Below are 15,377 nucleotides of genomic sequence, written 5' to 3'. Positions count from 1 at the left end.
AAGCGCTTATGCTATAATGGAGAAGTGATGGGCAATAAACAAAAAGGTTTTACTATAATTGAAGTGATTTTGTTTGTGGCTATTTCTGGTTTGCTGACCTCTATGCTGATGGTCGGCGTAAGTATGTCAATTAATCGCCAGCAATATCGCGATTCGGTGCAGTCTTATGCTGGTTTTTTGCGAAATGAGTACTCAAAGGTGGTTAATGTTGAGAATGAGCGATCCAAGAGCACTTGTCCAATTGAAGGTTCTGATGGTCGAGCTGAAACTTTACGTGGTCAATCTGATTGCGTGATTGTCGGTCGCTATATTACCACTGAAGGTTCTTTGGGTTCGACGGACGGCAATCTGTACAAAACTTATCCAGTTTATGCCTATAGATCAGATAAGGGTAGCGTGTGGACTTATAAACGCGGCGCTGAGTCTGACAAATATATCGTGAATTGGCAAGCAAAAACTAGGTTCTCTAACCAGGCTAAGGATAGTGCGTATATTTCTATTTTGATGTACCGCCACCCAGAGACGGGGCAGTTGGATGTTAGAACTGACACGAGTCGATTCGGTGACAATTTAACTGATTTCGTCAATAATAAAAATAGTGCTGGAGTTGTGCAATCTGCTGGCGAGCAGCGTCAACAGAGGGAAATTTGTGTTTATGATGACGGCTGGCTACCGGGCGAGAGGTTATCTATTTTTCTGCGCTCAAATGCGGGTTCTGCTGATGCTGTAGTTATGGGTAATGCTACGGGAGGTTGTGCTGATGCGTAAGTTTAACAGAGGCGACACGCTCGTTGAAGTGCTTCTTGGTGTGACTATTTTTAGCCTAGTTGCCGTTGTTGCATTGGAAACCATGAACCGCGGGATGGCTATCGCTCAGTATTCTTTAGAGACGACGTTGGTTCGTCAACAGGTTGACGCTCAGGCTGAAATGCTAAGATATGCGCATGATATGAAAAATGATACTTGGAAGAAATTGGTAGACAATAATTCGGTGAGCGTTTCTGTTGTTAATGACAATGAAGGAAACTTGGGTGTTGAAAAATGTCCTGATGATTTTTCTACGAAAGAGTTTGCATTGGCTGCGACGCCTTCGCTCGCTTCGAAGATTAGTATATTGAACAATCCTGGAGATTATAAAGCGGCAGAAACATACGCACGGGTTGATAGCGATACTAAAAAAACGTATGGAATATCAGTTAGATTGGTTAAGCCGAGTACGGCCACTGGAAGCAGGGATAGTAACAAGTACGATGCGTACATAAAAGCATGCTGGATGCCTGTTGGCAGCAAAATGCCGGCGACTATTGGTACGATTGTGAGGTTGTATGATTCGGGGTTATAAAAAAGGATTTACGCTTATTGAATTGATGCTCGCAATGAGTTTTATCTCTGTTCTTTTGTTGTCGATTGCGATGGTGGGTATTCAAGCGGGAAAAATGTATAGCAGAGGTATTGTGCTTCGTGATGTTAATCAAGCGGGGCGAGATATTTTAGACACTATTCGACGTGATTTTCTTCAGGCGAATGCCGAAAAGATTGACAGTACGGGATTGAGGGTGCCGAATAATAGCAATTGGTCAACTGGTCGACTTTGTCTCGGCTCTCATTCTTATGTGTGGAATAATCCAAAGTATTTGGACGATCCTAGCTTGTTGGGTGGAAATAGTCTGTTCAAGGTTAATGGCAATCCAGTGAATTTGGTGCGCGTAGTTGATGCGGATAGTGGATTGTGTAAAAAAGATGCTTCTGGCAAATATCCGGAAACCGTCGATCTTGCAAAATCATCCAATTTACTCAGGTCTATCAATAGCGGTGATGGTTCAATTGGCGTGCACGAAGTTACGTTAGAAAAGGTTGCCTCAGATAATTCAAGGGAGGCGCTGTATAAATTGACTTTTACGCTGGGGACGAGCAAGATGAGTGAAATAAGTGATTCTTCCTGTAAAGCTCCGACTGAAGATGATAGCAATTTTGAGTTCTGTGCTATAAATAAATTTGAGATGATTGTGAGGACAAATGGGTAAAAATGCGCGACAATCAGGTGCTGTATCTCTTTTTGCGGTCATATTTGGCGCGATGTTGCTGACTATTGTTACTATTGGGTTTATCAAGTTGATGATTATGGATCAGCGGCAATCCTCGAATAATGATCTGTCGCAGAGTGCTTATGACGCGGCTTTGGCTGGGGTTGAGGATGCTAAGCGTGTGGTTCGCGCTGCCCAGACGGGGAATATTCAAGCGGCGGGAGTGCTGAATGGTCCAATTAATTGTAATATGGTAGCGGCGTCTGGTGTTGTTGGAGGTAGCTCTTCTGGTGAAACTATTATTAAAACTGGTACAGATGCGGGTAAAAAATTTGATCAAGCGTATACTTGTGTAAAAATCACTATGAAATCTCAAGATTTTATATATAAGTCTATTGAGGAAAAATCTCAAATTGTGCCACTGCGCGCAACTGGTTCATTCAACAAGATATCTATTGAATGGTATAGGCGCGATGATGAGAGCAATTTGAATGGCGCCAACGCCGCTAACACTGAAATATCCACTTCTGGGGATCTGCCGACGAAAAACAACTGGAATGCTAATTCGCCACAATTGATGCGTGTACAGCTTATTAACCCAGGATCCACCTTTAATTTAGCGGCGTTAGATTCAACTGGTGTCACTTCTTTCTTGCGACCGAATGTTTTAAGGTCAGACGTAGCAAGCCAGAATGGTACTGCTGTTTCTGGTAAGATTTCTGATCATCCACGCGCAACTGACGGGAATGAACATAATAATGGAACAAGTGTGGTTTCTTGCAGTAAGACATTCAAGTTTTCTGGCGAATATTCGTGTAAAGCGGTGATTGATGTTGATGAGATTTCAGCTGGTAGCGAAACCGCATTCTTGAGGTTATTGCCTATATATAAAGGTGGTAGTGTGAAGATTTCTCTTCAAAAAACTGACGGAACAATTGTCAATTTTGATGGAGTTCAGCCAATTGTCGATTCCACGGGGCGGGCAAGTGATTTATTTAGAAGAGTTGAAGCTCGATTGCAAATAGGAGATGATTTCGCATATCCTAATAATGCGGTTGAATTAAAGAATAGTCTGTGTAAAGATTTCTCTGTATCTGGCGGCGGATCTGCTACCGCAGGTCGATGTAAGCCCATAAGCTAAGCTTCTGTATCACTATGGAATCGGTCGTGAATGTCTTTCAGGTGCTGGTCGGTAACATGCGTATATACCTGTGTTGTTGATATATTGCTATGTCCCAGCATTGATTGGACTGAGCGCAAGTCTGCACCGTTCATAAGTAGGTCGGTGGCAAAGCTATGGCGCATAGTGTGTGGGCTTACATGTTTTGTGATACCAGCTAATCTAGCATATTGACCAACCATTCTCTGAATACTACGCGCGCTTAATCTACGGTAGTCTCCTGAGGTGTTGGGAGTTGCGTGGCGTTTACTATAGCTTAAAAATAGGGCGGGTAAATTATCTGTTCTAGCTTCCAGATATGCCGATATGTGCTCGGCAGCACTTTTTGAAATAAAAACAGGGCGATCCTTTTGTCCTTTTCCTCGCACCATAAATTCGCGCCTCTTTAGGTTTATATGATCGCGGTTTAAATTGACCAATTCTGAAACACGCAGTCCGCTAGAAAATAGCAGCTCAACGATTGCTCGATCTCTCAGTCCAGATTCTGTATCGGTTGGTATTTGATCGATCATGCGTAAAATCTCGTCATATTGTAAAAACGTCACTTGTTTACGGACTACTTTAGGTAATATAATTCTGTCGGCCGCTAGACTTTTGATATTACGACGAGAAAGGTAGGTTAGCAGACCTCGCAGCGCAATAAGATGATAACTTTGGGTAATTAAAGACAGCTCTTCGCCAGTGTTGTCATTTTTATAACGGTTTAACCAGAGGCGATACTGACGTATTAGCTCTGATGTAATTTTATCAACATTTATATCGCCGGCAAAATCGATAAATCTCTCCAGGTATAGTTGATAATTTATGATGGTTTTTTGACTGCGTCCACCTTCAACCTCTAGGTGTTCTAAGAAATCAGTTAAGGCTTCTGACATAAACATAATATTTATTCTATCGCTAATGAATATGTTTATCAAATTATTTATTTCTGCTACTATATTAGAAAATAATAAGCAGAGGAGTATCTATGGCAGAAAGCGAAAAAAACTACTGTGGTGTTGAGAGGACATTGATCGTCTTTAAGCCTGACGCAGTTCAACGAGGTATCGTTGGGGAAATTTTACAACGTTTTGAGCGAGTTGGTCTAAAAATAGTTGGTGTAAAAATGACATCACCATCCAGAGACCATTACTATGCTCATTACGAGGACATCGGTAAATTGGCTACTCGTCGAGGTGAGGGAACTTTGAATATAACATTAGATATGATGATGGATGGTCCGGTCATAGCAATGGTGCTAGAGGGCGTTGAGGCTGTCGCTGTTGTTAGGAAAATTGTTGGTCCAACAGAGCCTAAGTCAGCTGACATGGGAACAATTCGCGGTGATTACTCGCACATTAGTTTTGGCTATGCAGATGAGTGCCAAAAGGGAGTCCCAAATTTGATTCACGCATCTGGCGATTCAGATGAGGCTGTTCGTGAGATCGAGCACTGGTTCAAGCCGGAAGAATTGGTAAATTATCACACATTAAGTGAAAAGTTTACTCGCTAAGCTAGTCTTTCCTGAGAGCTACCGTGGTATAATGGTTGTATGCCTCGGTAGCTCAACTGGATAGAGCAGATCCGTCCTAAGGATAAGGTTGTAGGTTCGACTCCTGCCCGGGGTACCATATATATGACAGAACAAATTAAAGATAAGCAATTTGATGGGCAGCGTGACGGAGAGCAACTGTTGTTTGTGTTTCGTCGTCACATAATTGCGATGAGAAAAGGATTTTATCTGCTTCTAGGATCAATGACGCTTGGTTCGTTGCCTTTTTTAATTTGGCAAGATAATTTGAATCTTTTATGGGTGTTTGTTGGTGGATTTATTTTTGGTCTAATGCTCTTTTTCTATCATTTTCTAATGTGGTTTTATACTTACTATATTGTTACCGATCAGAGAATTCGTCAGATTACTCAACATGGATTTTTTGGCAAAGATGTCATTGAGCTGAAATTGTCAAAAATTCAGAATATTAGTTATAGTATTCCAGGGTTTAGTGGAGAAATGTTTAAGTTTGGTACAATAGTTATTCAAACTTTTGTTGGAGATCTTGTTATAAAAAATGTAGAACATCCGGATAAGATCTATAATAAACTACAAGACGCAGTGGAAATTTCGACAAAGAAGGAGGATATCAATGAAGAATCTATTGAACCGTAAAGATAAAAAACAGCCAAAGGAGCTACCTAAGAGGATTACAAACGATACAGTAGCTCAGCACCGCGAGAAGGTTTTGGCGGCTGGTCGTAAGCATAAATATCCCATCCAATACACCAAACGTCGATTGGTGTGGATAACAATGTTTGTGAGCGTCGTTATCCTGATTGTCTTTGTTATTCTTGGCTGGGCGCAGTTATATGTCTGGAAAGATACAAGTGATATCGCATATAGGATAACTAAGATTTTACCTCTTCCCGTGGCTAATATTGACGGAGAAAATGCTGAGTATAGTGATTATCTTCTGTATCATCGTAGTTCATTGGCAGTATTACAGTCTCAGGGGCAAGCAGATCAAAAGGACAAAGTTAAGTTCTATCAAAATCAGTCCATAGATAAGGCGTTGGAGGTGGCATATGTCAAAAAGCTTGCGAGAGAAAATAATATTACGGTAGATGATAAAAAGGTTCAAGATCTTATCAAAAAACAGCAGGAATCTAGTAAGCTATCGCAGTCCGCTTATGAGTCTGTAGTGAAAGACAACCTTCATTGGTCAATGGATGAGCTAAAAACTGCTATGAAATATACTTTGTTAAAGCAGGAAGTGTCTTTTAAGATTGATAAAACAGCTAATAATCTAGCGTCTGACATTAAGAAGAGGCTGCAAGAGGGCAAATCCTTAAAGGATATTGCTACGGAAATGGGTGACAAAGTGCAATCGGTATCTGATTTATCCGTCTCTACGGATAATTCTGACGGAGGTCTAACGAAAGCGGCTATGTCATTAACAAAGGGTAAAATCTCGGGTCCTATAAAGACTCTTTCGGGTGACGGATATTATTTTGTGATGTTTAATAACATTGAAGGCAACACCGTAAATTACTCTTATGTAAAAGTTCCGTTGACTGAATTTAATAACCAGTTTAACTACTTAAAAAATAACAATAAAGTAAAATATTTCATTTCTATCGATAAATAAGCAACCTAGTTTGAAAAAGCTCCCATTTTTGCTATAATTTCCTAAGGAGTTTGCCGTTGTAGCTCAGCTGGTAGAGCAGCTCATTCGTAACGAGCAGGTCGCTGGTTCAAGCCCAGTCAACGGCTCCATTTTATGAAGGATACTATAAAGAAATCGATAAAAATTGTTTTTAGCGACAGGACTGTGGCAACTCTTTTGATCGTTAACGTTGTTGTGGCTATTGTTGTATCTATATTTTTAGGATCATCAATAAAACATAGCGAGGCTCAGGTTATTACGCGCTACACTACGTATGGTGATGCGAATTTTTATAGGAGCCACTGGTCTAGTTTATTTAGTTATTTTGCTTTGGCGTTTATGATAGTTTTTGGCCACTCTGCGCTGAGCGTCAAGTTAATTTCACTAGAGAAACGAAGCTTGGCTATATTTCTTTTGTGGTTGACGTTGGGTATTTTAGCTATTTTAGCTATTTTAGCCTATTCTATTATTAAAATTGCATCGATAGGATAACATATGGACATTGAAATCCCACTTGGTAAACGAACAAAAAAATATCGTTTTCTTGAGATGCTTCCTGGGTTGCTAAGTTATGGTGCTATTGTTCTTCTGGTTGTCTTATCTATAGTAAGTCCCGTTTTAGCATCAATTTATTTGTTGACTATAATACTAATTGCTTTTGTAAAAACAATAGCTATCAGCTATAGAGTGGTTAATGGTCATAATAATATGGAAAAAGCCTCAAAAGTCGACTGGAATGGGCGGCTGTCTGATTTGGAAAATCCAAAGGAGGCATATTCTAGGCTGAGAGATAATCAATCTAAGGAGTTGTTATATCAACAACATGTAGACAATCTAAGATTTATGTCTGCCGCGGAAGATGGGTATTATCCTAAGCCAAGTAATATTTACAACGCTCTTATTATGCCTGCATACAACGAGAGTATAGAAGTGATTGAGCCCGCTCTTAAGTCGGTCTTAGATACTACATACGACAAGAGGCGTCTAATCGTAGTTTTTGCGTACGAAGAACGTGGTGGCGTTGATATTGATACAACAGCTAAAATACTAAAAAAGAAATACGGTAAGTACTTTCATTCTTTCCACATTGTAAAACATCCAAAAGATCTGCCAAATGAGGTAGTTGGTAAGGGTGGAAATATCACGTATGCAGGCAAGTGGCTGGAGCAATATTTACAACAGGAAGAAATAGCCTTTTCTGATGTTATTGTTACAACGATGGACTGTGATAATAAGCCGCATAAGTATTACTTTGATTATGTGACATATGAATATATTACTCATGAAGACAGAAAGCATTTATCGTTTCAGCCTATATGCTTGTTTACTAATAATATATGGGATGTTCCTGCGCCAATGCGAGTAGTGGCAACAGGGAATTCATTTTGGAATATTATCAGCTCCATGCGCCCATATTCTTTGCGTAACTTTGCGTCACATTCGCAACCAATGAACGCTCTCGTTGAGATGAACTTTTGGAGCACGCGAACAATTGTTGAGGATGGTCACCAGTACTGGAGAAGCTATTTCTATTTTGATGGTAATTATGAAGTTGTGCCAATTTTTGTGCCGATTTATCAAGATGCAGTATTGGCTAATAGCTATAAAAAAACATTAAAAGCCCAGTTTATTCAGTTGCGACGTTGGAGCTATGGAGCCTCAGATGTGGCGTATGTTGGTAATAACATATTTAATAAAAATAGGACGGTAAAATTTTGGCCCAGCCTGGCTAGGTTTGTGAGATTATTAGATGGTCATGTAACTCAAGCTTGTATTGCCCTAATTGTTGCTTTCGGTGGATGGGCTCCTCTTGTACTAAACAGTGAAGCCGCACGCAGTGTTGCTGCTCACCAGTTGCCGGATACTGTTAGTTTAATACAACAAGTAGCTATGATAAGTATTTTGGTATTGATTTTTGTATCGTTCAAGTTGTTGCCGCCTCGTCCAGAAAGATATAAGAAGAGTAGAAACGCATTGATGGTTCTACAATGGTTCTTGATGCCTATTACTTCTATTGTATATAGCTCTTTGGCGTCATATAATGCACAGACTCACCTTTTGCTTGGTAAATATCTTGATAAGTTTGATGTAACGGAGAAGACTACTGTAGAGATGAATGATCAGAGTCGTGCTCAGAATAAGAAAAAGAAGGACGGCCACGACGCCTCTTTCTCTGAGAGATAATAAGATTATGTTGTGCTGCATATTGCAGTGCAGCTATTTGGTCAAAATTCTGTAATATTGAGTGGGTTATTTCGGCGATGTGCTGTGATGATATCGCGGGTTTGTTTTGTAGATGTATTAATTTATCTTGTATAGTATTGGCCAAGTCATAGCTATATGAGCCTGCTAATTTTTCGTTATGATTAAAACTTTGCGCAATACTAAGTATCAGTTTTCCTATAGAAAAATTATTTTTCTCGCCATCTTGTGATATGACAACGAGGGAAATCACAGGCTTTTCGTAGGTTGTAAAAGAATAACCGCATTGGTCACACATATGTCTACGCCAGGTTGTTGGGTATTTTTTATTTTGACGAGAATTTGTTACGTGGGTTTTTCCGTGAAAACATTTTATGCATATCATATCAATATATTGACATATAACTATAAAAAAATCCAGTGGAAAAGTGCTGTGTAAAATAAAAATCGCCTCATTTTAGAGGCGATTACTTTATAAATCCGGAAACTTAATTAAGTATAGATCTTTCTTCGTTGATCTTCTTGTTATATTCGTAGTGAATTTTTGCCTTGCTTAATAAAGAACAGTGTTGTGGTTTTTTTGTATCTAAACTAGGTAAGTCATGTTTACTCATACTTTAAATTCTAACATACTTATTAAATAAAGTCAAGGTCTGCATAGCAGATAATAGAAAAGCCTCGTTTATCGTCGACGAGGCTTGTGTATCGTATCTGGTGGGCAATAGAGGATTCGAACCTCTCACCTCTTCAACGTCAATGGAATACTCTGTAAAAGTTACTAACTACATATATAATAACATATTTAAGTCATAACTGAATCATAAATATGTTGTAATTTTGTATTCGTATAGTGTGTATAAATACGCGTCGTATCCAAACTCTGATGACCCAATAGATCCGAAATATAGCATAATTCAATACCTTTATCTAAAAGCATTGTAGCAAACGAATGGCGAATAGTATGAGGGGTTACGTTAATAAAATCTGAATTATCGCAAATAGATTCAAATATACGACGAATACCGCCAGTAGTAAGACGAGATCGATCGCCTTGATGAGAAATAAAGAGGGCAGAGTTGTCATCAGTGCGACAAGCTAAATAATTATTTATAGCGTCCTCAGTGGCCTCATCAATAAAAACAACACGAGGGTTCTTACTCTTTCCAATAACCGTAAATTTACGATGACGAATACTATTGCGATTCAAGGATACTAACTCAGAAACACGAATACCCGATGCGGCCAACAAACGCAATATTGCAATGTTGCGCAATCGATTCATAGATCCATATCCTCTACATTGACGAGAGGCAACAGAAATAAAATCCTCAATCTCCTCTGGTAATAAGTATTGAATAATGTACTTCTCGCGCTTAGGAACAACTAATTCTTCATAATCCATAACATCAAATCCTCTCCTTGCGGCCATCTTTAAAACCATACGAATGCAAGAGATAGCATTACGAACTGTATTAGATCTCCATCGAGATGAAACAAAGTTATGCCAATCTCTAAAATCCGAAAAAGATAAACTTTCAATATCTACATCTCCAAAGAATGAGATCAAGGACTTACTGATATTTAAATAACTAGATTCAGTATTAATAGACTTACCAGCCCTTAATACATAATCGCAAATATAAAGCTTAAAAGCTTCAGATATCTTCATAAAAAAACACTTTCTACCCTCCAATTTATGTTATATAATGCACCTATAGATAAAACTAAATAAAAAGGAAAAAAATGGATCTAACACAATTACCACTAGAAACTATAATAGTAATATTTATCGTATTCTTATGTATGATAATTATGATGATAGCTTCATTCTGTACAGTAGGAATCTACAATAAAACTATAGAGATAAAGAAAATTATAGAAGACTATCTAAAAACAAAAAATTAAGGCGGAAGAGGGCGAGTCTGTTTAAATATTGTAGGTAATGATACTTGACGAAGTCTGACACTAATAGGAATAGTAGGCGTCGAAGTAGGTACATCTCTATCGATCAATAGATCATAAATAGAATCAATAGCTGAATCACGTTTAAACTGATAAACAGATATATCATACTTATCAGAAGAGAAGACTAAATTGTCATCAAAGATATACGGATCCAACCCTAATTCAGATAATGATTCATAACGCTTTACAGGCTTGTGTAGATTCTTAGAGGCCCAGTAGCGACGTTTATTGAATCGATTGATCATATCCTTAGTAATATACTTAGTAAGATACGCTGCGGCCTTAGTTTGATCATCATCAAGCTTCTGAGCGTTAGTAAAACCAGCAGTAAAACCTGTAAGGTTATAGACGCGTTTACCATTCTGAAAAACATTAGTAGACTTCAATTCGGCATTATAATCACGAATCAAAGCGTGAAAGTGGATAGCGCCGTCTTTATGGAATTCGGGAACAATCACGTATGCAAAATTAGGAGAGTGCTTCTTCTGACGATTGAGCCAGTACTTCATAATATTCGATGTAGACTCTATAGAATATCTATCAACCTTCTTAGGATTGAAAGTAAAAGTAACAAAATAGGAAAAATTATTAGATAAAGCATAATCGAAAATAGTAGTACGAGTACGACGAAGTGACTCTTCAATAGCTTTATCTGATGGCTTCTCAGAATCCCTATTAGGCTTATGACCCAATCTGGGTCGTGGAATAACTAAAGGATTGTTAAAAATAGTGACTTTATACATATTATTAGGGTATTCCTTTGTAATGTGTTCAATTACAGTTAAAGATTGATTCATAAAACATACCCCCAATATGTTATTTTTTACGTGTTGTTTACCTCTATAAACGCTTGTTAAGTGTTGGGTTATCAAGTAGCCCTACGGGCGGGAACCTATAGACACCACCCGGACGCGAAAAGCGTAACTTTTCGCGCCGATCAGAGAGTCGCTTCTACCTGGAAAACACCCCCTTTCTCCTTCTAAGGGGAACAGCAAGTTTCTTTATCGTGACAGTAGGTTGTGAGGCGAGATAGACGCCGTCAGCCTGAGAGCCAGTAAATACAACCTGGTTGGTATCGTATGAATCGCGCAACGCTTGCGACTGGAAGAAGAATCCCATTTTAAGAGGACGCGATCCGTCAACACGCTTGCCATTATTATCAAACTCCAGCTTCTTAGCGATAAACGCCCAGTAAACTGTAAAAATAGGGCCAGCAGACAAGCCGAATGGAAGAGCGAAAGATTTACATTTAAAAGCAATATCCGATCGACGACGTACAGCCTTCACCAATTGATCGTAATCCTGAGAAGTAACGAGGTGAATCCGTTTCTGCTTACGATTCTGAGCGGCCTGATGAATTACCCAAGGCGGAACGTTGCGAGAATCCTGGTTAGAAAAATAATTTTGATATTCATCAGTAATAACTATCACACCATATTTACCGTTGCGGACACATTGATTGACAAGTGCATACTCCTCCAATGATGAATAATAAATATAACTAGAAACAGTATCGATCTCATTAGAGAGGATAGACTTTAATTTATCTAAAGATCCGTCGAATCTGAGAGCGGTACGATCCTTTAATATAATATTAGAAACAACAATAGCTTTCGGATATCGTTTTGCAATTTTCTTATAAAAATGAATTAGAGTTATAGTCTTGCCGTCACCTTGTTCACCAAAGAAAGTCTGAATACCTGAAGGTTGAAAATAGTCTGGATCCTTGCGATTACGTCTATTTTCTCTAATAGCTTCTTTATCAAAATTAAAAGACTTAGAAACGAATGGTAGAATATTAGGCATTAGTGACCTCTCACTTTGTTATAGAACCAAAGAACAGGACGTATTGCTATAAAGACAGTAATACTAGTGACGATCATAACGAGCATTGTAGCGAAGAATGTATCACCTATATAATTTCTCAGAACAACTATAGGAAAAGCAAAATAAGGAACAACATTATTAATCGCATTAAGAAAAACTAATGGAGCGGCAGGAATAAGAATAAGAGATAGAATAAGCTTAATGACAACGACTATAAACGATAAAATAAACATTACTATCATATACTAATCCTTTCTCCTTTCTTCCCAGTCACCGTGATCACCAGTACGCTCGTCAAACCAACGTATAGACTGAGTATCGTGATCTTCTTCTTCATAATCCTCTACATAGATTCCAAAGAATCTGTTGGCCAATCGATAACACGTCCATAAAAAACCAATAGCTATACCACCCTGAAGAAATATCTGCATAAATGACCAAACAGCAGGTAATTGATATCGCCATCTACACATCTCGAGGTTAGCAGTAGAGCCAAAAATAGTAAGCGAAACAGCACAAGTACTATTATTAGAATTCATAGCTTCAACTGTAGTAAAAACACCTTTTATAAATGTAAACGGCAAGGCCAAAAAACCTAATCGATCAATAATAGTATTCAATAAACCATTCCATAAAGATTGAAGATCTTCAATCTTTGGAAAAATTATACTAAAAATAAAATCTGTAAAAAACCAAACAAAGGAATTACGTATAGCACAAGCGATACTACCAAACGAAGGTATTTTCAGACCATTAAAATTATAATCATACTGAGAACAGTCTTCATATTTCGGCTTCTCTTTTTTATCCTCACAGAACCCCTCGAGACAAACAGAGTCGACAGTAGAACCAGAACGTTTTCGACCGTCAACATCAATATACATATAACGTTCCTTATATTTTATATATTCAGTATCTTTGGGAAAACCATTTATACAATAATCAGGAGTTGAAGAACTCTCGCCATAAGAATAGCAAGCCCTAGCGGAATAGCGTGCAACTACAGTATATTCATCGTAATTAGGTAAATCGACAGAAAAAGTACCACCAGCGTCGATAGTCTGTTGATGAATAACATCACCACCGCGGCGCTTCTGAATAGTAAAAACTAATTGATAAGTATTATCGACTAGACGCCAGCCATCTTTCGTATAGTCAGAAAAAGCATCAAGAGTTATTCGATCACGATCTTTCAAATGTTTTATTGAAATTTTCTTATCAACAACATCATATTCAAAATCAGGTAAGATCTCATCTTGAAGAGACTTAGGAATTTTAATATTACGATCCTTAAGAATAGAGCTTAGTTCATAATCAGGAGTAGACAAGAAAGTTTCAATAAGACTTGGTGGTTTTGAATGAGAATTAGAAAGTACTAGAGGGGTGTCACTACCCACTAAAGAAGAATCACAAACAACCCTAAAGTGACCAGAAGAAGGCATAGTCAAAATCAATTGCTTAAAGCCATACTCTGAAAAATGATATCCGTAATATTCATCATAACGAAGAATCTGTTTCGGAGCTTTGGATTCGGTCCAATAAAGACGAACATAACGCTCATCATGACCATTACCACCATAATAATGATTAAGAACAATCCAATCACCATTACCGTAAACAGCTTTCTTATAAGATTTTTCAGCATCAGCTCGAGAGATAAAGCGACTACAAGAGTAATGCCACTCGACATCTTTTCTAGTGAAGAAATATGAATAAAAAAGAGTACTTACATCAACAGAAGACTTGTCGTACTGTAATAATAGTTTCTTAGTAATACGAAAATCGGGAATCTGAGGAGTAGAATCCTGAGCAAAAACTGAATTAAAGGGAGATAAAACAGAATAGCCCAAAATTAAAAGAGAAGACAAAGCATAAAAAACTCTCTTATTTATTTTCATCTTCAAGATTCTTTCTTAAATAAGTCTGATATTCTTTTTCTTCATCGATCGAAAAAACAACTATAAACAATAAAAAAATGGAGAATAAAGCGAATAACATCATCATTTTTTATTATTCCTATTCTTAAACAAATCAGTATAAATAAAATAGATACAAAAACCTAAAGCGAAAAAGGTAATAAAATTGTAGATTAGACCAACAATATTACTAGAATTCATTTACTTATTACCTCCAGAATAGCTAATACGACTAACGAGATACCAACAAATAACAAAAGAAAACAGGATGACAAAAAATTTTACAAGAAATTTATCTAAAATTGTTTGTAATTCCGTAGATGACATAAAAAAGCTCCTATCTAGAATTAGTAACCGAATAAAGCGACTTAAAAATAATATCCAAAACGATCTTTACTCCAGCTCCAACGGCAACGATAGCCAAAAGGGAAGAGAAATTAGCTGATAGAGTCTGGGTGATCAATTGTACAATCTCTATAGTCTTCATATATTCAATAAGCAAGGAGTGAGATGTACGCGTGGTGGAGGTCGTACATCTCACAAACTACTAGAAACGCCCCTTTAAGCCACGATTGCCAAAGCTGCGGAATAACTTCAGACCAACACCGAAGCCAATCAGAATCGCAAGAGCAGGCCAGTTTTGGGTAAAGTAACCAATAACCGTCGTAATGATGCTAGTAGCGTCAGCTGCTTCAATAAGCTTCATAACTTGCTTTAATCCTTTCTTGTAGCTTTTAATTGTTCAATATAACACTGAGTTACCAGCCCGCTACAATGGCAACTCTGGCTGCTTTTATCTTGACATTTAACTTACTTTTAAGCGCAAGCACCAAAATTAAAATACAGAAGCCCTACAGCTAAAGTAGAGCCTCCTTAGCAACCGATGACTCTATAAGAGCCAATTGCTCAGCAGAGAGAAAAACAGACTGTTTATAAAGCTTCTCGTTAGGCATAATCCATTCAATAGTCAATACACTATATGGTCTATTGTCTTTTTTTGAAATACGTTCCTCTACATATGCACGAGAAACGTGAGATAAGATGTTATCTGAGTTTGTGGCTGTCATTTTCTATACTCCTTTACGACATTAAAAAACTCTTCATCAGTAACTGATAAAGAGTT

The 15,377-nt window shown here is 37.9% G+C and carries 17 protein-coding genes and 2 tRNA genes; 11 read left to right on the top strand and 8 right to left on the bottom strand.

Features of this window, described 5'->3' with window-relative positions; all coding sequences use genetic code 11:
• Positions 1–27: 27 nt before the first annotated feature.
• Genes LRM50_RS01945 through LRM50_RS01930 form a run of 4 tightly spaced genes read left to right on the top strand, consistent with a single transcriptional unit; the run spans position 28 to position 3,165 of the window.
• A complete protein-coding gene (locus LRM50_RS01945; protein ID WP_243809657.1) occupies positions 28–768 on the top strand; it encodes a type II secretion system protein in 741 nt (246 codons plus the stop codon).
• A complete protein-coding gene (locus LRM50_RS01940) occupies positions 761–1,342 on the top strand; it encodes a type II secretion system protein (protein WP_243809656.1) in 582 nt (193 codons plus the stop codon). Before LRM50_RS01945 ends, LRM50_RS01940 begins: the two co-directional genes overlap by 8 nt.
• A complete protein-coding gene (locus LRM50_RS01935) occupies positions 1,326–2,024 on the top strand; it encodes a PilW family protein (RefSeq protein WP_243809655.1) in 699 nt (232 codons plus the stop codon). Before LRM50_RS01940 ends, LRM50_RS01935 begins: the two co-directional genes overlap by 17 nt.
• Positions 2,017–3,165: a hypothetical protein gene (locus tag LRM50_RS01930; protein WP_243809654.1), complete on the top strand. Its 1,149-nt coding sequence runs from the start codon at positions 2,017–2,019 to the stop codon at positions 3,163–3,165. The genes LRM50_RS01935 and LRM50_RS01930 overlap by 8 nt, the downstream gene beginning before the upstream one ends.
• Here LRM50_RS01930 and xerA read toward each other — a convergent pair.
• Positions 3,162–4,079, bottom strand: a complete 918-nt coding sequence (xerA, locus tag LRM50_RS01925) for a site-specific tyrosine recombinase/integron integrase (protein ID WP_243809653.1) — start codon at positions 4,077–4,079, stop codon at positions 3,162–3,164. The two genes, LRM50_RS01930 and xerA, sit on opposite strands and share 4 nt — an antisense overlap.
• A 92-nt stretch (positions 4,080–4,171) precedes the next feature.
• On the opposite strand from xerA, the gene LRM50_RS01920 reads away from it, so the two are divergent.
• From LRM50_RS01920 to LRM50_RS01890, 7 genes are all read left to right on the top strand, one after another.
• Positions 4,172–4,696 carry a nucleoside-diphosphate kinase gene (locus LRM50_RS01920; protein ID WP_146423680.1) on the top strand — a complete coding sequence of 175 codons (525 nt, stop codon included), beginning with the start codon at positions 4,172–4,174 and terminating at the stop codon, positions 4,694–4,696.
• A gap of 41 nt (positions 4,697–4,737) precedes the next feature.
• Positions 4,738–4,814: transfer RNA gene (locus LRM50_RS01915), tRNA-Arg, on the top strand.
• A gap of 5 nt (positions 4,815–4,819) precedes the next feature.
• Positions 4,820–5,350 (top strand): PH domain-containing protein, encoded by a 531-nt coding sequence (locus LRM50_RS01910; protein ID WP_178143150.1) that lies wholly within the window; start codon positions 4,820–4,822, stop codon positions 5,348–5,350.
• The gene (locus tag LRM50_RS01905) at positions 5,328–6,326 is read left to right on the top strand and encodes a SurA N-terminal domain-containing protein (RefSeq protein ID WP_243809652.1); all 999 of its coding nucleotides are present in this window, start codon (positions 5,328–5,330) and stop codon (positions 6,324–6,326) included. The genes LRM50_RS01910 and LRM50_RS01905 overlap by 23 nt, the downstream gene beginning before the upstream one ends.
• Before the next feature lie 52 nt (positions 6,327–6,378).
• Positions 6,379–6,454 (top strand) — tRNA-Thr (locus LRM50_RS01900).
• Positions 6,455–6,458: 4 nt separating this feature from the next.
• Positions 6,459–6,836 carry a hypothetical protein gene (locus tag LRM50_RS01895; protein ID WP_232736297.1) on the top strand — a complete coding sequence of 126 codons (378 nt, stop codon included), beginning with the start codon at positions 6,459–6,461 and terminating at the stop codon, positions 6,834–6,836.
• Between the two features lie 3 nt (positions 6,837–6,839).
• The gene (locus LRM50_RS01890) at positions 6,840–8,528 is read left to right on the top strand and encodes a glycosyltransferase family 2 protein (protein WP_243809651.1); all 1,689 of its coding nucleotides are present in this window, start codon (positions 6,840–6,842) and stop codon (positions 8,526–8,528) included.
• On the opposite strand, the gene LRM50_RS04070 is transcribed toward LRM50_RS01890, so the two are convergent.
• The 7 genes from LRM50_RS04070 to LRM50_RS01860 all read right to left on the bottom strand — a co-directional run bounded on the left by LRM50_RS04070 (position 8,446) and on the right by LRM50_RS01860 (position 15,321).
• Complete coding sequence (locus LRM50_RS04070) at positions 8,446–8,931, bottom strand: NrdR family transcriptional regulator (protein ID WP_445083104.1); 486 nt, start codon at positions 8,929–8,931, stop codon at positions 8,446–8,448. The genes LRM50_RS01890 and LRM50_RS04070 overlap by 83 nt on opposite strands.
• A gap of 417 nt (positions 8,932–9,348) precedes the next feature.
• On the bottom strand, positions 9,349–10,215 hold the full coding sequence (locus tag LRM50_RS01885) for a tyrosine-type recombinase/integrase (protein WP_243809650.1): 867 nt from the start codon (positions 10,213–10,215) through the stop codon (positions 9,349–9,351).
• Positions 10,216–10,447: 232 nt separating this feature from the next.
• Positions 10,448–11,308, bottom strand: coding sequence for a rolling circle replication-associated protein (locus LRM50_RS01880; RefSeq protein WP_243809649.1), 861 nt, complete (start codon positions 11,306–11,308; stop codon positions 10,448–10,450).
• Positions 11,309–11,462: 154 nt separating this feature from the next.
• Complete coding sequence (locus LRM50_RS01875; RefSeq protein ID WP_243809648.1) at positions 11,463–12,317, bottom strand: hypothetical protein; 855 nt, start codon at positions 12,315–12,317, stop codon at positions 11,463–11,465.
• Positions 12,318–12,583: 266 nt separating this feature from the next.
• Positions 12,584–14,236 (bottom strand): hypothetical protein, encoded by a 1,653-nt coding sequence (locus LRM50_RS01870; RefSeq protein ID WP_243809647.1) that lies wholly within the window; start codon positions 14,234–14,236, stop codon positions 12,584–12,586.
• 565 nt (positions 14,237–14,801) lie between these two features.
• Positions 14,802–14,960, bottom strand: a complete 159-nt coding sequence (locus tag LRM50_RS01865; RefSeq protein WP_178143158.1) for a major coat protein — start codon at positions 14,958–14,960, stop codon at positions 14,802–14,804.
• A gap of 151 nt (positions 14,961–15,111) precedes the next feature.
• The gene (locus LRM50_RS01860; protein ID WP_243809646.1) at positions 15,112–15,321 is read right to left on the bottom strand and encodes a hypothetical protein; all 210 of its coding nucleotides are present in this window, start codon (positions 15,319–15,321) and stop codon (positions 15,112–15,114) included.
• Positions 15,322–15,377 lie beyond the last annotated feature (56 nt).

Source organism: Candidatus Nanosynbacter sp. TM7-053 (assembly GCF_022828375.1).
In the GTDB taxonomy this organism is placed as follows: domain Bacteria; phylum Patescibacteriota; class Saccharimonadia; order Saccharimonadales; family Saccharimonadaceae; genus Nanosynbacter.
The sequence above is the reverse complement of the archived record's forward strand: the minus strand, read 5'-3'. Positions and strand labels throughout refer to the sequence as shown.